Consider the following 18,657-nt stretch of genomic DNA (forward strand, 5'->3'; position numbering starts at 1 on the left):
GCCGCGCATCCCACCCTTCCTTTGCCCAGCTACGTGCGGGTGACCAATCTTGAAAACGGTTCTTCGCTCATCGTGCGTGTTAACGATCGCGGTCCCTACCATAAGGGCCGCATCATCGATGTTTCCAGCAAGGCAGCAGATTTGCTGGACCTGAAGCACCATGGCACGGCCTATGTTCGGGTCCAGTATGTAGGTCGCGCCCGCTCGGACGGACATGATATGCCTTTTCTAATGGCCTCCTACGTCAGGAAAGGTGATCGCCGCCCGGACATCAAACCAGAGCCTCAGATCGCGACCGACGCGATGTTAGCCTCGAACCAGCCGACCGGCGATCATTTGCGGCGTCACGGCCAGTCCCTCTGGTCCACACAGACCAACCTTGCCGGCAATATGCCAAGCGCCTCCTACCAGACAGCGACAATCGCGGCTGCGTTCCAGACATTCGGGCAACTCGTGATGTTACCTGAGATCGGCCCTACTACCTTTGAGCGGACGCCCGAATACGCTCCATCGATGCCGCAACAAAGATACTGCTTGCGCAAGGATGGTGATGACCGTGAGCGCGACTCCTGCGAGGTTCAGGCTCTCCCTTTGCCGGGTGTCAATCGCAATGTGCGTCTGACGGTGGTTGTCTTCATAAAGCGACGCCGCTCTCGACTAAGAGGCCACCGATCCGTCAGGCGTTCCAAATGCTATCATCCAACAATCGGGTGAGGACGGCGTCGGCAACGGAGGTCGCGCCCCGTTCAGCATAGCTAAACCAGTTATCGCTTCCCCCGCTTGAACGCGAATGATCCCGGGCCGCTTTCTGTAGATTGGGTGTCTGTGATGAGCTGTGGCATTTTTTGCCAGTGTATGTCCGAGCGGACCGTCGACATCTCGACCATCCCGACCTCGTCATTCTCGGCTTGTGTGCCGGCGGGAGCAGAATTTTGCGCTCGAAGGCCGTCCGATGATTCAGGAGGCACCCAGCTTCTTTTGTGCATTCAGCGCCGATACAAAGTGGAAAGCAGCCACCGGCACGGCAGCGAATGCAAACTGGCCCAACGTCGAGAGGAAGCTGGACTGCAACTCGGGTTGCATAAAGCCGCCGAACATCGACATAAATGCTGCAAAAACCAAGCCCTGAAGGATAGCGTATTCAGCTATTCGGGCTACGGATCGTTCCCGCAGGTTCTCGGGTGGAAAGAAACCAGCCAGTCCCTTCATCGCAAGCAAAAAGAGTGGAAACAGCAAGCCAAGCTTGAACAGTGTGGTCGGCGACGAGGTCTCATCCGTGAGGTACAAGCCCAACGGAATGACAAACGCGGGCACGAGAAAGATAAGGTAGTCCCCGAGCACCTGATTTTTCACTGGTCAGCCTCCATTCTTTGGCAATCAAAGATTGTAGTTTCCAGCCGGTTGATGTCAACGGCCCGTTCTTAACCGGGGTAGAATCAGCGCCGCGCACCATGTCCACCAAATTCAAACCGGAAAGTGGCTTGATTATCCCAAGGATCGCGGGGTTACGAACCGTGCGAGATAACCGGTGCCAGCCGCAATCTCGTCCCATCCGTCGAGATCGAGGTCGATGACGGCAAGTCCCGCCGTCGGGAACTTCTCCCGCATTCGTCCGACCGCATCGGCATCGCCGTCCGCCACGATAAGCGAGGCCGCATTCTCCATGCCGGGATTGTGGCCGACGATGAGCAGCGTGCGGATGCCAGGTTCAACGGCCCAGATCACATCGAGGATGCGCTCTGCCGACACCTCGTAGATATCCGCCGCCTCGCGTTCGGAGACCTTTTTCGAAAGGGCCCTGCGGACGAACTTCCAGGTTTCCTGCGCCCGGCGGGCCGGCGAGATGAGGGCGAGATCGGGGATCAGCTTCTCGCGCGCCATATAGGCGCCGATCACCGGTGCTGCCTTGCGCCCGCGATCCGCCAATGGCCGTTCAAGGTCGGCCGCACCGTCGGGCCAAGCGGATTTGGCGTGGCGCAGAAAGATGAGGCGGTGTTTCGGCAGCATGGGTTCAGCGTCATTTTATCGCGAGGCCGATGTCATCGGTCGTTTCGGGTTGGTTCCTGGAGCATGAAGGGCCTCCGATACAGCTCGCAAACTAGGCGTATGCCACTGGCAGGTCCAGTTGTTTCATGCGCACCCTGATCATCCTGCGGATTTCGGCGTTGGCGATGCTCGATTGGACGTGGAGCGCGTCCTGTCGAAATCGAATTCAAGCTCGACCTCGCTGAGATGGCCGCCTTGATAGGGTTCGAATTCGTGGCAATCCTGTTGTCCTTAATGCGCGGCAAGGTTCGACGGTTAACCGCCCCGCGCGACCGAAGTCGCTAAGACGCGGCAGTTCGGGATGGTATTACCGCCCCCTTGCTCTGCTGCTCGATCCATGCCTCTATTTAACCTTTGAGGGGTGAGATTCAACGTCATGGCATCAGGCACGAAGATAGCCGCTCCGCGGCAGCGCGGAGCTGGGGCCGACCTCCATCCCCAAGGTACAACGGAAGACTTGAGGACGAGGGTTTTGCGCAAGAATTCAACTCGGGTTGGCCCCGGCTATCCACAGGTCGTTGTGCTTGTCGGCGCAACGGGCGACCTCTCAAGGCGCAAGCTGCTGACTGGGCTGTTCCACCTCACCAATGCGGGCTTCATCCCAGGGTGCCGCATTATCGGCGTTTCGCTCGACGACATCGATGCCGATGCCTTCCGCACCATCGCCCGTGACTCGCTGGACAAGTTCTTGACTCGCAAGTTCTCGCAGTCCGAATGGGAAGCGTTTGCCGCATCGCTCGATTATGTCCCGCTCGCTGCCGGCGCCAATGCTCTCAAGGAGGCGGTCGAGAGGGCCGAGGAAGCACTGGGCGCCGAGACGCGGCGCGTGCATTATTTATCCGTGCCACCAAGTGCCGCCCTTCTGGCCGTGCAACTCCTCGCCCAGGCTAAGCTGACCGAACGCTCCCGTATCATCATGGAAAAGCCCTTCGGCACGGACCTTGCCAGTGCCGTTGCACTGAACAAGAAGTTACACGAAGTGTTCGACGAGAAGCAGATATTCCGCATCGACCATTTCCTCGGCAAGGAGCCGGCGCAAAACATCCTGGCCTTCCGATTTGCCAATGGCCTGTTCGAGCCAATCTGGAACCGCAACTTCATCGACCATGTGCAAATCGACGTTCCGGAGACACTCGGCCTTTCGACCCGCGCCGCCTTTTACGAGACCACCGGCGCCTATCGTGACATGGTAGTGACCCACCTCTTTCAAATCCTTGCCTTTATGGCGATGGAGCCGCCCACTGCTCTTGAGCCTGCGCCAATCTCGGAAGAGAAGAACAAGGTGTTCCGCTCCATGTTGCCGATTGAGCCGCGCAACGTGGTGCGCGGTCAATACATCGGCTACCGCAATGAGCCTGGCGTCGATCCCGAAAGCGACACTGACACCTTCATCGCGCTAGAATGCGCCATCGACAACTGGCGCTGGGCTGGCGTGCCCTTCTACCTGCGTACCGGCAAGCGCATGGCCGAGGGTCAGCGCATTATTTCGATCGCGTTCCGCGAGCCCCCGAAATCGATGTTCCCTGCCGGCTCTGGGGTGGGGGCCCAGGGTCCTGACCACCTCACCTTCGACCTTGCCGATGCCTCCAAGGTCTCGCTTTCCTTCTATGGCAAGCGCCCTGGACCGGGCTTCCGGCTCGACAAGCTCTCGCTGCAATTCGCCATGAGCGAAACGGGCCTGATTGGCGAAGTCCTCGAGGCCTATGAGCGTCTGATCCTCGACGCCATGCGCGGTGACCACACGTTGTTCACCACGGCCGAGGGTATTGAGCGGCTCTGGGAGGTTTCTCAACCTCTCCTCGATAACCCGCCGCCCGTACGCCTCTACGACCAGGGCGGCTGGGGGCCGAAGTCGATCCACCAACTCATTGCCCCGCATGCTTGGCGCCTACCGTTCGAGCGCGCCTGGAGGGATGCCGCAAAGCGTGATTGACGGTCAGTAGTTGGATCGCGCCGACGCCCCCCCTTTCGTAAGTCCGAAATCCTTGGTTTCAGTCCCATCATTTTAGATATAGGGTGGGAGACATCGCCCAAGGGGGATTCAAGGCCAATGCCCTCAGAGAAGAAGGACCGTTCGCCTGTTGCGCTGGAACAGCGCGACGTAAGCGCCGACCAGCGCATGTTCTCGCCTTCCGTTGCGCGAAATTCGGCGCCGATCCTCGCGGTCCTAAAACGTGTCCTTCCAACACATGGCGCCGTGCTGGAGATTGGATGCGGGACCGGCGAGCACGCCGTGTGTTTTGCGGGAGCAATGCCCAACCTCACCTGGCAGCCGAGCGATCCGGATGCCGACGCCCGCACCAGCACGTCCAGCTGGATCACATTCGCAGGGCTGAAGAATGTGCTGGCACCGCGGGATTTTGATGTGTGCTCAGGACAATGGGGCGTTGAACAAACGGGGCATTTTGACGCCATCGTGTCTATCAATATGATCCATATCGCGCCATGGGCGGCAAGCTTAGGATTGTTCGCAGGAGCTGGCCGTTTGCTTCGTGCTGGTGGGCTTCTTCTTCTCTACGGCCCATTCATGCGCGACGGGGCACACAACGCCCCCTCGAACGCTGCTTTTGATGCGGCCCTAAAGGAACGCAACCCATCCTGGGGTGTGCGTGATATCACTGATCTTGAACACGTGGGTGAGGCCGCTGGACTTAATCTCCGCGAGACGATCGAGATGCCTACCAACAATATGTTACTGGTCTTCTCCAGCAGTAGTGCCTGGACGGCAAGCGGGCGCGAAAGAGACGTGGGCCTATAACAGCATTCGGGCCCTTTGCTGCCGTTCGAGGTCGATCCGAGGAACGTGCGGTATGTGCTAGAACGCGGCCCGAAGGCGGAATGCTACAGACGCACTGCGAGGGGCGGTGTGATCGAACCGAAATTCGCGCGATCGAGAGCCGACGTTGCGCTCTTGGAAACCGAGACGACGTGGGTTTGATCTGGAGCAAGTCGCTTCATACCGGCGTGCGGTACTTTATTGTCTGAGGTTGCCTCAGTGGAGGAGTCCAATCTGGACCGAGCCTGCCAATGAAGTCTCTGCGGGTCGTTGTTCGCCACTATGGCGGACCTGAAGCTCTGGAGATCGTGGAGGAAGACGCGCCCCATCCGGCATCGGGTGAGCTGCGGGTGCGAACAATCGCCGCCGGCGTCTCCTTCGCAGAGCTATTGATGCGGGAGGGGATTCATCCGGAAAAGACCATCCTGCCATTCACGCCAGGATGGGACATTGTAGGCATCGTTGACGAGGCCGGAGAGAGAGCGTCCCATTCGATGGTTGGTAAAATGGTTGCGGCGCTGCCCGTTCATGGTGGCTACGCCCAGTTCATCTGCCTGCCGGAAGATGAACTCATTCCGGTTCCCACAGGTGTTGATCCCGCCGAGGCAGTTAGCCTCGTGCTGAACTACGTTACGGCCTATCAGATGATGCATCGGCTTGGGCATGCCTCACCGGGACAACGGGTCCTTATTCATGGCGCGGCCGGCGGAGTGGGCACGGCTCTGCTGCAACTCGGCCGCCTGGCAGGTCTGGAGATGTATGGGACTGCATCTCTTGCAGCTCACCAGATCGTATCCGATCTCGGGGCCACGCCGATCGACTACGAGAGGGCCGACTTCGTCAAAGAGATCCATCGCCTGACAAACGACGGCGTGGATGTCGTCTTCGACGGGGTCGGCGAAGCCAATGTCTGGCGTTCGTTTCGGACTCTGAGGCCTGGTGGCCGCGTCATAGCCTATGGCTTCACTTCATTTCTGCAGAAGGGCCAACTGGCAGAGGGCTTACGTTATCGTCTTCGCGGGATATTGCGACCTGCGTGGTACGCGGTCCGCGCTTTCGTTTCGCCAGGACGACGACGCATACTCCCTTACAGCATACAATATTTGAAACGGTGGAAGCTCGCTTGGTTCCGCGATGATCTCGGCGCCTTACTCGAGCTGCTTCGCGATGGGAAGATCAAGCCGATGGTGGCCGAACGGATGCCCTTGACCGAGGCTCGTCGCGCCCAGGAGCTGCTCGGTCAGGGAGGCGTCAAAGGCAAGCTCGTGCTGATGGCGGCTTCCAGATAACTGTCAACGCGGTCTGAGTGACCGAAATGGTAAACGGAAATCATTTCCGCCACGGGATCGATGGCCGACCGTCCGCTACTTGGACACCCAACAGGAAATGCGGACATCCGAGTTCTTGCCGCCAAGGTCTGGGATCGGCCTTAGCTCGAATTGACCCGCTTCGGTCATTCCCGGTCCTGTGCAGCTGCGCCTGGCCTTCTTGGGCAAGGGTCCTTCCGGCAGTTGGCCGACGTTCCCGAGACGGCAGCAACTGAGTGACGACCCTGGCGATCTTTATCATCTGTGTCTGAGCCCTTGCTCAACCATTCCCGCGCCCTGACGCGACAATTTACAGCCCGACAAAAAGAGCGCACCGTAGCATTGCGAGACCCGCGGCCTTGATCCGGCCGTCGATGTCGTCGCAGGGAGGATGTTATGCCGACAATTATTGGCTATCACGACATCACAAAGGGCGCGCAACACTGGCTTACCTCACCGAAGCGCAAGGAGCTTTTCGGTCCGCTCGGGGTGACCAACATCCGAACGTTTGTTGACCCTCAAGATCCGACTCGCGTTGCGGTGATGATGGACGTTCCGGATATTGATGCCTTGCAGGCGGCGATGCAGAGCAAGGCGGCCGCCGATGCCATGGCCTTCGACGGGGTGGTGCCGGAATCTCTGGTGATCCTCGTCGAATCGAAGGGGTAATCGCTCCGCCGATATAAGCTCCTTCGCAGGGCCTGTTCAAACTTCGCTGGCGCGGAACTGAGACGGTCCGCCGAGATCCGCCATGACTATCGAATAGGAATTGGTACATGGCCGAAAGAGTCCAGTCCGACCGACGACTTGCGGCAATCCTCGCCGCGGACGTCGTTGGCTATTCGCGAATGATGGGCGCGGACGAGAGGGGTACACTGGCTGCCCTCAAACGCCATCGCGAGGCATTGTTCAATCCCGCCGTCACCGAGCATAACGGCCGGGTCGTGAAGCTCATCGGCGACGGCACGCTGGTGGAGTTTTCCAGCGTGGTTGACGCCGTCAAATGCGCGATCGCCATCCAGCGCGCCGTCAAGGAGCAGGACGAGCCGAGCGGCAAGGGCGTCACGCTCAGGATCGGGGTCAACCTTGGCGACGTCATCATCGACGGAGACGACATCTACGGTGACGGCGTCAACGTTGCTGCGCGCCTTGAAAGCATCGCCGAGCCTGGGGGGATATGCATCGCCTCGATCGTCAATGAGAGCGTCGGCAGACGAGTCGACGTTGCGTTCAAGGACGGCGGCGAGGTGACAGTGAAGAACATCGACCGACCGATCCGGGTGTGGAGATGGCACCCTAACAGCGATTCGGTCGCAAGAGAGCTGCGACTGTTGGCTGGTGAACCGGCTGCGGCGCGCCGCGAGCAGGCTTCGATCGCCGTACTGCCGTTCGACAACATGTCCGGGGACCCCCAGCAGGAGTATTTCTCCGACGGCATAAGCGAGGACATCATCACCGATCTTTCCAAGATCGCCGGGCTCCTGGTCATCGCCCGAAATTCCAGCTTCACCTATAAGGGCAAGAGTGTGGACATCCGTACCGTGGGGCGCGAACTCGGCGTGACGGCTGTGCTGGAGGGTTCAATCCGCCGCGCCGGCAACCGGGTGCGGATCACTGCACAGCTCATCGACGCTGCCAGCGGCACGCATTTGTGGGCGGATCGCTACGATCGCGACCTCACCGACATTTTCGCGCTCCAGGACGAGGTTACGCGCCGCATCGTCGAGGCCCTTAGGGTGACCCTGACACCAGCGGAATCGGCGCGCATTGTGCAAACGCCGACAGAAAGCATGGAGGCGCACGATCTGTTCCTGCGCGGGCGAGAGGCCTTGTTGGGTACGCAGAGCACCAAGAAAATGTTCGAGCTTGCCGTTGGCTGCTTCACCCGGGCGATCGAGCTCGATGCCGATTATGCCGAGCCTTACGCCGGCCTTGCTCATGCCTACAATCGCGACTTCCAGAACAATTACAGCGGAAGGACCGACAGCAAGCAACTCTCAGCCCACTTCGTCAAGCTGGCGCTTGAAAAGGGGCCCGACCTTCCTTACGCGCACTATATAGCTGCGTTGGTGAAATTCTGGGAACGCGACCTGGCCGGGTGTACTAAGGAAGCAGAGACGTCACTGGCGCTCAACCCAAATTTTGTGCTCGCCATGGGCATGCGCGCGTTCGCAAAGATCTATGGTGGTGCGCCGCTCGACGCGATTCCAGACATTGAGCGCGCCATGCGTCTCGACCCGTTAGTTGGCCACTTGTACTGGCATTTCATCGGTTCGGCCCACCTTGTTGCCGGGCAGTACGAGAAGGCCGTCGAAGCCTTCCGTCAGCGCATCCGACTGGTATCCGACACTGACTTGTCGCGGGGCTTCCTGATTGCAGCGCTCGGTCACCTCGGCGAGATCGAGGAGGCGCGGCGGGTCTGGGCGGAGCTAAAGAAGGTCAACCCGAAATACTCGTTCGCTGGCCACATGGGACGTCTGCCGTTCACTAATCCCGCCGATGCGGACAGGATCAGGGACGGTTTCGCCAAGGTCGGACTCCCTGACTGAAGGCGAAGCCCGAGTGAAGGAGAGCCCCGGGGCTTCACGGAGGTCGGACCACATTGGGGTTTGCGAATCTGGCGCATCCAGGTCCGCCCAACGTGGGAACGCTGTTTCCGCCGCCTGGCAGCTCAGCCATTTTCGAATCCTTCATACAAGGACTTAGTCCTTGGTCGAAACCTCATTGCAAAGCTACTTCGTACTCGTCACCGCCCTGCACCTTCTTGAGGAGCGCGACTCCTCCTGACACGCCGAGGGCGCTCAACCCACCATCGGGAGCGCCCTCGTTCGCCTACGACAGTGAACGCGCGACGATCATCGTCGCTGCATGCATCGTCAATTTGGGTCGTGACACTCAGATGAGGATCAGCCCAGTTTTCAAGATCACATGTCGGGTGACGGCCGTCGCCGCCACCCTTAATTTATACGTCACGCCGCCCAGGGTCGATTGATCGCCAGGAAGTGGCGGACAACCGGCTTATCGGGACCGACATGGTAGGCCAGCACCTTGCTCTGCAAGTCGGCGTCGGCGTTGGAAACCCGCTTGTGCTGGCGAAGATGTTCCGCCCAGGATTCAACCATGAACCACTCCACGATCTTCTCCGGGTCGGCCGAGTCCTCGGTAACACCCCATCCGTAGGCACCGTCCCGGCGGCGCTCCTTGGAAAGATGGTCGAGGGCATGCAGGAATGCACTCCGGTGCTGTGTCTCGATCTTGTACTCGATCAGGATCAAAACCGGGCCACGGTCATGAGCAACGGGTTCGGCGACAAGAGGCTCGGGCCAGTGGTTCGACGGCACCAGGTCGGCATCGCCGGCCGGAAGCTTCACGCGGTGCATGATGAATCCGGCGATAAGCAGGCCGATGGCCCCGACGATCAAGGTGGACTGGATGCCGACAGCCTGGCCGACCGCACCCCAACCAAGACTTCCGGCAGTCATCGCACCGTTGAAGACGGTCAGGTAGACGGCAAGACCACGACCGCGCACCCAGTTGGGAAGGACGGACTGCGCAGTGCCGTTGAGCGTTGTCAGGGCGGTGATCCATGCACCACCGAGGAAGAGAAGGACGATGATGGCGACCCACTTCGGTGGCGCGAGAGCAAGGACTCCCATGACGGCTGCGGTGATCACCGCCGCGCCGAGAAGCAGGCCGTCGGAACTCAGGCGTTGGCGCAGCTCAGGCATAACCAGTGCCCCGCCGATCGCACCTGCACCGACTGCACCGAGCAGGATACCGTAGAAGCTCGCATCACCACCGAGCAGCTGGCGGGCAACGAGCGGGAGAAGAGCCCAGACGGCGCTGGCGAAGGCGAAGAAGATCGCGGCGCGCAGGAGGACGACATGCAGTGGCGTGCTCGAGCGCGTGTAGCGAAGTCCGGCTCGAAACGCGCCAAAGAAGTTTTCTTGGAGAGCGTCGTTTGCGTTCTTGGCGCGCGGCCACCAGACGAGCGCTGCGATCACCACGATGTAGCTGGCAACGTCCGCGCCATAGGTGATCCCCGCGCCAAAGGCTGCGAGAAGCAGGCCGCCCGCAGCAGGGCCGATGGAGCGAGCGATGTTGATGCCGAGCGAGTTCAGGGCCACCGCGCTCTTCACGTCCTCGCGCTTCACCAATTCCGGCACGATTGCCTGCCAGGTCGGCCCCATCAGCGCGGCCCCAATGCCGCCGAGGAACGTCAACCCGATCAGAGCGCTGACCGAGAGCATGCCCGTCTGCGAGAGGAGCATCAGCGAAATGCTGACGGAGGCCAGTAGCACCTGGACGGCGATCAGGAACTTGCGGCGATCGAGGATGTCGGTGAGGACGCCTGCCGGAATGGCAAGCAGGAAAATCGGCAGGGTTCCGGCCGCCTGGACCATGGCGACCGCGGCCGGCGATGCCGAAAGATCCGTCATCAGCCAGGAGCTTGCGACATCGCGCATGAAGCTTCCGGTATTGCCAATCACGGTGGCGATCCAGAGGACCGCGAAGACAGGCTGGGCAAGGGGCGCAAAGGTTCCCTCGGATGTTTTCGCGGCGCTCATCTGCCTGTTCCCTTCGTGAGGTCGAATGCGGCGACGAAGACGAATGCGCCAGCAAGGCCGAGATGTTCAAAGAAGGCGTTGGTCGCCATCATGCGGTCCATACCAGGCGTCATTTCCCAGAAGCGAAGGGCGATGAAGGTGGCCAGAAGTGTGAAGACGGATAGCGCGAGCGCGCCGGCCCAGCGCAGGAAACCGGTGATGACCATGGCCGAGGCCGTCAGCTCGAACACGATGACGGCGACTGCGAAGAACGCGGCCGGGTGCAGGCCGAAATGATCCATTTCGGCCAAGGCACCATTGAAGTCCAGGATCTTGGTGAGCGGCCCCTGGATGTAGGCTGCGCAAAGAGCCAGCAGTGACATCGTCCGCACGATTGGCGAGCCGACGATGCGGGCCAGACCGCTCCGACCGGGGTTGGACATTTGGGTTTGGTAGGTCATATCTGCTCCTGCATGTTCGCCGCGAGCGGCTGCGTTTGATGGAGTGATATTGGCCGCCTACTGCCATTCCAACAATTGCAGCAATGGTTTCGATTTAATTGCGAAATCGGTAATGATGGAATGATGTTCGGGTGACTGTGCCACCCGAACTAAAGGTCGCTCAGACAGCCCAGCAGGAGCACCCGAGAGCGCCGAAGAAACCCTTGATGTCGGCGATCGGCAGCTTGGATGTCCAGGCTCCGGCGTGGTCGTGGCCGTGCACGCCGCAATCATTGGCGCATCCGCATGTGGAGATCGCGGTGCGACGCAATGAGCGGGCGCCCGCGCCTTCCGGTTCACCCCAGGCGGCGTAACCGCCGAACCTGCGGACAGGCGACCAGTCGGGCATCGCGGGCGGGATGTCGCTCTCATCGAGCGTCTTGAAATCGCCTGCCCCATAGACGATCTTGCCGCCGACCACGGTCAGTTCCGATACGAGGAAGGAGATCTCGTCCTCGGCGCAGGAGAAGAAGTCCTTATCCGGCACCACCAGATCGGCGAACTGGCCCTTCTCGATACGGCCCTTCTTGCCTTCCTCGTTGGAGAACCACGTGACCTTTTCCGTCCACATGCGCAGCGCCGTCTCGCGATCGAGGCAGTTGGCGCGCGGATAGAGCTGCATACCGCCGACCGTCTTGCCAGTCACCATCCACGACAGCGAGACCCACGGATTGTAGGAAGCAACGCGGGTGGCATCGGTGCCGGCCGATACGTTCACGCCCTTCTCGAGCATGCGACGGATTGGCGGCGTAGCCTCAGCCACGCCGTGACCGTACCGCTCAACGAAGTATTCGCCCTGGTAGGCCATGCGGTGCTGCGTGGCGATGCCACCGCCGAGTGCGGCGATACGGTCGATAGAGCGATCCGAGATGGTTTCGGCATGGTCGAAGAACCAGTTCAGTCCTTCGAGCGGAATGTCCTTGTTGACCTTCTCGAACACGTCGAGGGCGCGAGAGATCGTCTCGTCATAGGTGGCATGCAGACGCCATGGCCAGCGGTTTTCCGCCAGGACGCGGACGACCTCTTCCAGCTCGCCTTCCATCTCCGGGGCCATTTCCGGACGGGGCTGCCGGAAGTCTTCAAAATCGGCTGCGGAGAACACAAGCATCTCGCCGGCGCCGTTGTGTCGGAAGTAATCGTTGCCCTGCTTGTATTTGACCGACTGCGTCCACTTCAGGAAGTCCTGCTTCTCTTCCTTCGGCTTCTGGGTGAAGAGGTTGTAGGCCAGCCGGACCGTCATCTGGTTCTCGTCGGACAGCTTCTGAATGACCTCGTAGTCGTCAGGATAGTTCTGGAAACCACCACCCGCGTCGATCACGCCTGTCACTCCAAGGCGGTTCAGTTCGCGCATGAAGTGGCGGGTCGAGTTGACCTGATAGTCCAAAGGAAGCTTCGGGCCCTTGGCAAGCGTCGAGTAGAGAATGCCCGCATTCGGCTTGGCCAGCAGCATGCCCGTCGGGTTGCCGTTGGCATCCCGGGTGATCTCGCCGCCGGGCGGGTTCGGCGTGTCACGGGTGTAGCCGACTGCGCGGAGAGCGGCGCCGTTGAGCAGGGCACGGTCATAAAGGTGCAGAAGGAACACGGGCGTGTCGGGCGCGACAGCGTTGATCTCCTCGATTGTCGGGAGGCGCTTTTCCGCAAACTGATATTCGGTGAAGCCGCCGACGACGCGCACCCATTGCGGCGCGGGCGTGATCGCCACCTGGCGCTTCAGCATGTCCATCGCATCGGCGAGCGAGCGCACGCCGTCCCAGCGCAGCTCCATGTTGTAGTTCAGGCCACCGCGAACGACGTGGGTATGGTTGTCGATCAGGCCGGGCAGAACACGCCTGCCCTTGAGGTCGACGATCTTGGTGCCAGAACCAGCCAGCGCCATGATCTCGCTGTCGGATCCGACTTCCAGAAACAGCCCATCCTTGATGGCGATCGCCGTCGCATTCGGATTGGTCCGGTCAAGGGTCGTCACGCGGCCATTGTGGAGGATCAGGTCGGGATGCATGGTGTCTGCTCCGGTCGGGTTGGGATTGGCGGCTTTTGCTGGGGAGAAGAGGTTCGAGAACGCCAGGCTCGATGCGCCTCCAAGAAAGGATCGACGCGTCGTCATCAGCTCCGCTCCTCGGCCTTCGCCTGATGGGCAATCTCGATACTGCCCTTCGGCAAGTGACCGAACACGTGCGGCTTGATCTGATGGATCCAGGAAATGGCCGCAGGCTCCTTTGTCCAAAGCGCCTTCGCGAGCGGGAGGATCTGCTCGCCGACCAGAATGCCGAGAAGGCCGACCAGAGCAATGACAGGTGGCGCGGGGGATCGGACATTGAGCAGACTGTAGACGATGCCGACAAGCAGGCCTGCGCCAAGCGATAGGAGATAGACTTTCATGGGATGTTCTCCGGTTGCGGAAAAAGCCGCTCCGACGGGGTTATCGGAGCGGCCTGATCGGGCCTTTACTTTGCGGGGTTCGGGCCGATGCGCTTGCCGTGCTTGACGCGTTCCTCTGCGTCGTGAACCATCGTGTAGGCGTAATCGATGCCCATGCCGTACGCGCCGGAATGCTCCTTCACGAGCGTAGTGACCGCCTCATAGGTTTCCCTGCGTGCCCAGTCGCGCTGCCATTCGAGCAGAACCTGCTGCCAGGTGACCGGGATGATGCCGGCTTGCACCATGCGGTCCATCGCGTATTTGTGGGCGTCCACCGATGTGCCGCCGGATGCGTCCGCAACCATGTAGATTTCGTAATCCGGGACATCGTGGAGAGCCGAGAGCGCAAAGGTCGTGTTGCAGACCTCAGTCCACAGACCGGAGACGACGATCTTCTTGCGACCGTTGGCGGCGTTCTTTGCCAGCGCGTCACGGACGTTCTGATCGTCCCAGGAATTCATCGAGGTGCGCTCGAGGATATCGTCCTCCGGGAATACGGCGAGCAGTTCCGGGAAGGTGTTGCCCGAGAAGGACTGCGTTTCGACCGTGGTGATCGTGGTCGGGACGTTGAAGATCTTGGCGGCCTTGGCGAGACCGACGACGTTGTTCTTCAGCGTCTGGCGATCGATCGACTGAACGCCGAACGCCATCTGCGGCTGCTGGTCGATGAAGATGAGCTGGCTGTTTGCCGGGGTCAGAACTTCGAGCTTGGACATAGTCATTCCTCTTCGGTTGGTTGGACCGCTTCTGCGGTGTCAGAAATGGGCAGCAGCAGTCGATCGGACGCCGCGGCACGACGCTCGTTCTGCAATCCTCGGAGTATTGCTGGCTCCATTTGGGCCGCTCACCCGTTGTCTTGGCTGCTGAATAAAAATCTATCGCGATGCTTGGTAGCGCGGAATTGCAATATTAATTGCGAATGAATTGCATTCGTTGCAACAATTAACGTCAGGGATCGCGACGCATCAAGTTCTCCGCTATATCACGACTGATGGCTCCATCAGGCAGCCAGCGGGACGAGGTTGGCCTGGATCTGATCCCGGTAATCCTCATATCGGGTCGGGAGCTTGAGGGCCTCACCGAGATGTGCCGTATCCTCATCCCGATTGAATCCTGGCTCGTTCGTGGCAACTTCGAACAGAACTCCGCCCGGTGTGCGGAAATAGATGGCCCAGAAGTAGTCGCGGTCGATGACGGGCGTGACCTGGTAACCTGTGTCCATCAGGGCCTTGCGCACCTCGAGCTGCCTCTCGCGGTTTTCGACGGCAAACGCGATGTGGTGAACCGAACCTGCGCCCTGACGCGCAAAAGGCGTCTTCGGCAATGCTGCGAGATCGATGGTGTTCGCACCGTTGCCATTCGGGATGATGAAGCGGGTCACGTCGCCTTCCTTCTCGGCGCGCTGATAGCCCATGAAGCCGAGCAGTTCCTCGGTCGCGGCGGTGTCGTTAAGGTTGAAGCGAGCGCCGGCGAAACCGCGGATGGCCGCATCGTCGGGAATTCCATCTGCCACCCACGGAGCCCGCTTGTCGTCGGAGGATTCGATCAGGGCAAGGCCGTCGCCGTCCGGGCCCATGAAGCGAAGCCGGTTGGCACCGAAGACGGCGTCGAGTTCCAGACCATCCACGCCTTGAGCCGTGAAGCGATCCTGCCAGAACTTCAGCGAGCCCTTCGGCACCGAGAACTGTGTTTCGCCGACTTCGCCCACGCCGGGGCGGCCAAGCATCATGTTCGGGAACGGGAAGTAGGTCATCACTGTTCCAGCCGAGCCGGTCTCGTCACCGTAGTACAGGTGGTAGACGCTTGGGTCGTCGAAGTTGACCGTTTGCTTGACGCGGCGCAGGCCCAGGGTATCGGTGAAGAAGCGGTTGTTCTGCCGCGCGTCCGATGCCATCGAAGTCACGTGATGCAGTCCCTTGATGTCCTTGATCATGTCGATGCCTTTCGTTAAGCGTTGGTGTTCAAGTGTTGATATGAATGTAGCGCCGTTGATCATGGCGCAGAATTGCAATATTCCTTTTGATTGAATTGCAATTTTTGAAACAATAAAATGAACGACTACAAAGCCCTCAGAACCTTTCTCCTCGCCGCCGAGAAACGCAACTTCGCCCAGGTTGCCCGCGAGCTGGATATGACTCCCGCGGCCGTCACGCGCGCCATCGCAGCGCTCGAGACGGAACTTGGCGTACAACTCTTCGTGCGCACAACGAGGCAGGTATCACTGACGACCGACGGCGCGATCTTTGCCGCGCAGATCCAGCCCGCTGTGAAGACGCTCGAAGATGCACGGCGTGAGGTGATGAACGCCCACAAGGCCGATGAGGGGCGGCTCCGGATCAGCGCGCCCACGTGGTTTGGCAAGGCGGTGCTGCCGCCGATCCTGTCCGGGTTCAAGGAACGGTATCCCAAGATGAGCTTTGAGATCTCGCTGTCGGATGGATTGGTAAATATCGTTGACGACGACTACGATCTGGCGATCCGCATCTCGTCGCAGCCGTCGGACAAGTTCACCATCTGGCGCAAGATCAGGGTGGTGCCGCGCATCCTGGTTGCCGCTCCCGGGAGCAGGTTCATCGACATGCAACACCCGAACGAACTGACACCGGACGACTGCCTCGCCTACAGCGGCGAAAGCCGACGTGAGAACTGGGTGCTGTCGGATGGCGGATCGAGCATGACGATTTCGGCTGGCCGGGCATTCAGCGCCAACAACGGTGAAGTGCTCGCCGATATGGCCGCGGATGGCGCAGGTGTCGCCTTGCTGCCAGGGTTCAACATTTCTGAGCACCTTCGTACCGGGCGGCTCGCACACGTCTTCAAGGGGTGGGCACCGCCGGACTTGTGGTTGACCCTTTACTATCCGCCCTACCAGGCCCTGCCGCCGCGGATCGCTTCCTTCTCCAAGTTTTTTGAAGAGCAGCTTCCGGCGCATATGGTCATGCTGGATTGAGTCCAATCCAGGCGAACATATCAGTTCGTTTGCTGTGCTTTGATCCGTTCTGCAACGAGCGCCTGCAGGCGCCAGAGGTTGCGGTCGCGGATTCCTTCCGCCTCGAGATCGATGATCGTTTTGTGCAGGTATTCCGCGCAAGATCCGCCCTGCCCGCAGGCACTGGCGATGAGGGTAGCGGTGGATTCCATGGGCAGCGGCTGCGTGAGACCGGATCGCCTCGTGCTTGCCCAAAACGTCAGGGCGCGCCGTGTGCCTTCATGAGTCTGCACCTGGACCCACCGGACCATGTCCGCGACTTCGCGGTACCTGATCTCACGCGCGACGAGCACACGAAGATCCTTGCGGCGGCGCTCGTCGGATAATCGCAGCAGGACACCATCACATCGGCCGCCTCGCTCGAGAGCCATCATCAGGCCAGGTTGCTCGCTGGTTGCCCGCCAGCGTTCGATCTTCAATGAAAACGAGCGGTGCCAGCCGTAGGCAGTCGCGCGCTCGCGGGCGGTCGCTTCGAACTCAGGGCTCCAGATCAGGGAGCCATAGGCGAAGACCCAGATCGGATCGCTGCCTGCCTCCTGCTCGAGCCTATCGACGAGATCGTCGAGTTCCACTTCGGAAAGCGGCGTCCAGCGCGGCTCCGGGCCATCGTCCTGGACGTCTCGCAACGTCAGGGCAACCAGGGCGGGAGTTAGCAGCATCATTGTCGGTTTCCGAAGTTGGGCAGGGAGAGAACAGGATCGGAGCCGCGACCTCTTCCGTGTCACGGCTCCGAGATTTGGGTCAGGACTGGACGAATGCCAGAAGATCGGCATTCAGCACGTCGGCATTGACGGTCAGCATCCCGTGCGAAAAGCCCGGATAGGTCTTGAGCGAGCCATTCTTCAGGAGCCTGGAGGACTTCAGCGCTGAGTCCGCGATCGGCACGATCTGGTCGTCCTCGCCATGCAGGACGAGTGTCGGAACAGTAATCGCCTTCAGGTCGTCCGTCTGGTCGGTCTCGGAGAAGGCCTTGATGCCATCATAGTGGGCCTTCGCGCCGCCCATCATTCCCTGCCGCCACCAATTCTGGATAACACCTTCCTGAACCTTCGCGCCATCCCGATTGAAACCGTAGAACGGCCCAGCGGGAACATCACGGAAAAACTGACTGCGGTTGGCGGCCAGTGCGGAACGGAAGCCGTCGAAGACTTCCATCGGCAGGCCTTCGGGATTGGCATCCGTCTTCAGCATCAGCGGAGGGACGGCGGAGACAAGAACCGCCTTGGCGACGCGGCCTGAGGGCTGGCCGTGGTTGGCAACATAGCGGGCGACTTCACCGCCGCCAGTGGAGTGGCCGATATGGACGGCATTCTTCAGGTCGAGTGCTTCGACAACAGCGAAAGCGTCCGCCGCATAGTGATCCATGTCGTGACCTTCCGAGACCTGTGCGGAGCGGCCGTGGCCACGACGGTCATGGGCGACGACACGATAGCCCTTGGAGAGGAAGAACAGCATCTGTGCGTCCCAGTCGTCCGAAGACAACGGCCAGCCGTGATGGAAGACGATCGGCTGAGCGTCCTTGGGACCCCAGTCCTTGTAGAAGATCTCGACGCCGTCCTTGGTGGTTACGTATGCCATTGTCTTGGTTCCTTCGCTGGTATTGATGGCGGCAGCCGTATTGGCTGCGAAGCTGAGAGAGGGTGATATCGTCATGACTGCAGCGGCGGCACCTGCGGAGAGCAGCATGTTCCTGCGGGTCATGGAAGAAAGGGTTTCGGTCATTTCGCGTCCTGCGAACTTCGTTTTCGATAGCTTCAGGCGACGCTGAGTTCGTCTGACGGCTTGGATAATGCCGTCAGAAGGCGCCGGTCACAATTGCATCAATCGTTTCTACTTTATTGCACGTGGCGCAATTATCCCCGTCGCCGATGATGATCTGGGCCGGGGCGTAAAATCCCATCGGCGCGGCGGCGAAGGCAGCCGGGCAGCGGCAATTTCACGATCAATGGCAAGTCTGCCCGACCTGAGAGATAGGTGACGTTTCGTACCGGAGACATGGGTAACACTTTTCGCTTTTTGGCGGGAGGTGTTGATGCCGTGGAAAGAGACTTCGGTGATGGAGGAACGTCTACGA

At 60.2% G+C, this 18,657-nt stretch carries 17 protein-coding genes; 7 read left to right on the forward strand and 10 right to left on the reverse strand.

The features are described from left to right. On the forward strand, positions 1-714 hold a 714-nt coding region (locus EFQ99_RS34015), incomplete at its 5' end, for a septal ring lytic transglycosylase RlpA family protein (protein WP_164736492.1). Between the two features lie 243 nt (positions 715-957). Here the strand turns inward: EFQ99_RS34015 and EFQ99_RS34020 are convergent. Beyond that, positions 958-1,353 carry a hypothetical protein gene (locus tag EFQ99_RS34020; RefSeq protein WP_126925242.1) on the reverse strand — a complete coding sequence of 132 codons (396 nt, stop codon included), beginning with the start codon at positions 1,351-1,353 and terminating at the stop codon, positions 958-960. A 132-nt stretch (positions 1,354-1,485) separates the two neighbouring features. Continuing rightward, positions 1,486-2,007, reverse strand: a complete 522-nt coding sequence (locus EFQ99_RS34025) for a SixA phosphatase family protein (protein ID WP_126925244.1) — start codon at positions 2,005-2,007, stop codon at positions 1,486-1,488. A gap of 511 nt (positions 2,008-2,518) precedes the next feature. Here EFQ99_RS34025 and zwf point away from each other — a divergent pair. The 5 genes from zwf to EFQ99_RS34050 all read left to right on the forward strand — a co-directional run bounded on the left by zwf (position 2,519) and on the right by EFQ99_RS34050 (position 8,678). Then, the gene (gene zwf, locus EFQ99_RS34030) at positions 2,519-3,979 is read left to right on the forward strand and encodes a glucose-6-phosphate dehydrogenase (protein ID WP_245441636.1); all 1,461 of its coding nucleotides are present in this window, start codon (positions 2,519-2,521) and stop codon (positions 3,977-3,979) included. Positions 3,980-4,096: 117 nt separating this feature from the next. Continuing rightward, positions 4,097-4,804, forward strand: a complete 708-nt coding sequence (locus EFQ99_RS34035; RefSeq protein WP_126925248.1) for a DUF938 domain-containing protein — start codon at positions 4,097-4,099, stop codon at positions 4,802-4,804. A gap of 269 nt (positions 4,805-5,073) precedes the next feature. Then, positions 5,074-6,111 carry a medium chain dehydrogenase/reductase family protein gene (locus tag EFQ99_RS34040; protein ID WP_126925249.1) on the forward strand — a complete coding sequence of 346 codons (1,038 nt, stop codon included), beginning with the start codon at positions 5,074-5,076 and terminating at the stop codon, positions 6,109-6,111. A 414-nt stretch (positions 6,112-6,525) separates the two neighbouring features. Further along, a complete protein-coding gene (locus tag EFQ99_RS34045; protein WP_125846466.1) occupies positions 6,526-6,798 on the forward strand; it encodes a hypothetical protein in 273 nt (90 codons plus the stop codon). A 107-nt stretch (positions 6,799-6,905) separates the two neighbouring features. Further along, complete coding sequence (locus EFQ99_RS34050; RefSeq protein ID WP_126925251.1) at positions 6,906-8,678, forward strand: adenylate/guanylate cyclase domain-containing protein; 1,773 nt, start codon at positions 6,906-6,908, stop codon at positions 8,676-8,678. A gap of 420 nt (positions 8,679-9,098) precedes the next feature. Here EFQ99_RS34050 and EFQ99_RS34055 read toward each other — a convergent pair whose 3' ends face one another. From EFQ99_RS34055 to EFQ99_RS34080, 6 genes are all read right to left on the reverse strand, one after another. Continuing rightward, positions 9,099-10,697 (reverse strand): MFS transporter, encoded by a 1,599-nt coding sequence (locus EFQ99_RS34055; protein ID WP_126925253.1) that lies wholly within the window; start codon positions 10,695-10,697, stop codon positions 9,099-9,101. Then, complete coding sequence (locus EFQ99_RS34060) at positions 10,694-11,137, reverse strand: DoxX family protein (RefSeq protein WP_126925255.1); 444 nt, start codon at positions 11,135-11,137, stop codon at positions 10,694-10,696. Before EFQ99_RS34060 ends, EFQ99_RS34055 begins: the two co-directional genes overlap by 4 nt. 160 nt (positions 11,138-11,297) lie before the next feature. Continuing rightward, positions 11,298-13,280, reverse strand: a complete 1,983-nt coding sequence (locus tag EFQ99_RS34065) for an amidohydrolase (protein WP_126925257.1) — start codon at positions 13,278-13,280, stop codon at positions 11,298-11,300. Next, a complete protein-coding gene (locus tag EFQ99_RS34070; RefSeq protein ID WP_097614367.1) occupies positions 13,280-13,555 on the reverse strand; it encodes a XapX domain-containing protein in 276 nt (91 codons plus the stop codon). Before EFQ99_RS34070 ends, EFQ99_RS34065 begins: the two co-directional genes overlap by 1 nt. Positions 13,556-13,620: 65 nt before the next feature. Continuing rightward, complete coding sequence (locus EFQ99_RS34075) at positions 13,621-14,310, reverse strand: hydrolase (protein WP_126925259.1); 690 nt, start codon at positions 14,308-14,310, stop codon at positions 13,621-13,623. 284 nt (positions 14,311-14,594) lie between these two features. Next, the gene (locus tag EFQ99_RS34080) at positions 14,595-15,527 is read right to left on the reverse strand and encodes a VOC family protein (protein WP_126925260.1); all 933 of its coding nucleotides are present in this window, start codon (positions 15,525-15,527) and stop codon (positions 14,595-14,597) included. 117 nt (positions 15,528-15,644) lie between these two features. Here EFQ99_RS34080 and EFQ99_RS34085 point away from each other — a divergent pair, with 117 nt between their 5' ends. Next, complete coding sequence (locus EFQ99_RS34085; protein WP_126925262.1) at positions 15,645-16,544, forward strand: LysR family transcriptional regulator; 900 nt, start codon at positions 15,645-15,647, stop codon at positions 16,542-16,544. A gap of 20 nt (positions 16,545-16,564) precedes the next feature. Here EFQ99_RS34085 and EFQ99_RS34090 read toward each other — a convergent pair whose 3' ends face one another. Further along, on the reverse strand, positions 16,565-17,242 hold the full coding sequence (locus EFQ99_RS34090; protein ID WP_126925266.1) for a gamma-glutamylcyclotransferase: 678 nt from the start codon (positions 17,240-17,242) through the stop codon (positions 16,565-16,567). 82 nt (positions 17,243-17,324) lie between these two features. Further along, on the reverse strand, positions 17,325-18,161 hold the full coding sequence (locus EFQ99_RS34095; protein WP_342635438.1) for an alpha/beta fold hydrolase: 837 nt from the start codon (positions 18,159-18,161) through the stop codon (positions 17,325-17,327). Positions 18,162-18,657 lie beyond the last annotated feature (496 nt).

Source organism: Rhizobium vallis, assembly GCF_003985155.1.
GTDB lineage: Bacteria > Pseudomonadota > Alphaproteobacteria > Rhizobiales > Rhizobiaceae > Rhizobium > Rhizobium vallis.

Bases quoted from the DNA above. Each gene is read 5' to 3' on its own strand.
- EFQ99_RS34025 (WP_126925244.1), bottom strand. From the start codon at position 2,007: ATGCTGCCGAAACACCGCCTCATCTTTCTGCGCCACGCCAAATCCGCT.
- EFQ99_RS34035 (WP_126925248.1), top strand. From the start codon at position 4,097: ATGCCCTCAGAGAAGAAGGACCGTTCGCCTGTTGCGCTGGAACAGCGC.
- EFQ99_RS34040 (WP_126925249.1), top strand. From the start codon at position 5,074: ATGAAGTCTCTGCGGGTCGTTGTTCGCCACTATGGCGGACCTGAAGCT.
- EFQ99_RS34045 (WP_125846466.1), top strand. From the start codon at position 6,526: ATGCCGACAATTATTGGCTATCACGACATCACAAAGGGCGCGCAACAC.
- EFQ99_RS34050 (WP_126925251.1), top strand. From the start codon at position 6,906: ATGGCCGAAAGAGTCCAGTCCGACCGACGACTTGCGGCAATCCTCGCC.
- EFQ99_RS34055 (WP_126925253.1), bottom strand. From the start codon at position 10,697: ATGAGCGCCGCGAAAACATCCGAGGGAACCTTTGCGCCCCTTGCCCAG.
- EFQ99_RS34060 (WP_126925255.1), bottom strand. From the start codon at position 11,137: ATGACCTACCAAACCCAAATGTCCAACCCCGGTCGGAGCGGTCTGGCC.
- EFQ99_RS34065 (WP_126925257.1), bottom strand. From the start codon at position 13,280: ATGACGACGCGTCGATCCTTTCTTGGAGGCGCATCGAGCCTGGCGTTC.
- EFQ99_RS34070 (WP_097614367.1), bottom strand. From the start codon at position 13,555: ATGAAAGTCTATCTCCTATCGCTTGGCGCAGGCCTGCTTGTCGGCATC.
- EFQ99_RS34075 (WP_126925259.1), bottom strand. From the start codon at position 14,310: ATGTCCAAGCTCGAAGTTCTGACCCCGGCAAACAGCCAGCTCATCTTC.
- EFQ99_RS34080 (WP_126925260.1), bottom strand. From the start codon at position 15,527: ATGATCAAGGACATCAAGGGACTGCATCACGTGACTTCGATGGCATCG.
- EFQ99_RS34085 (WP_126925262.1), top strand. From the start codon at position 15,645: ATGAACGACTACAAAGCCCTCAGAACCTTTCTCCTCGCCGCCGAGAAA.
- EFQ99_RS34090 (WP_126925266.1), bottom strand. From the start codon at position 17,242: ATGCTGCTAACTCCCGCCCTGGTTGCCCTGACGTTGCGAGACGTCCAG.
- EFQ99_RS34095 (WP_342635438.1), bottom strand. From the start codon at position 18,161: ATGGCATACGTAACCACCAAGGACGGCGTCGAGATCTTCTACAAGGAC.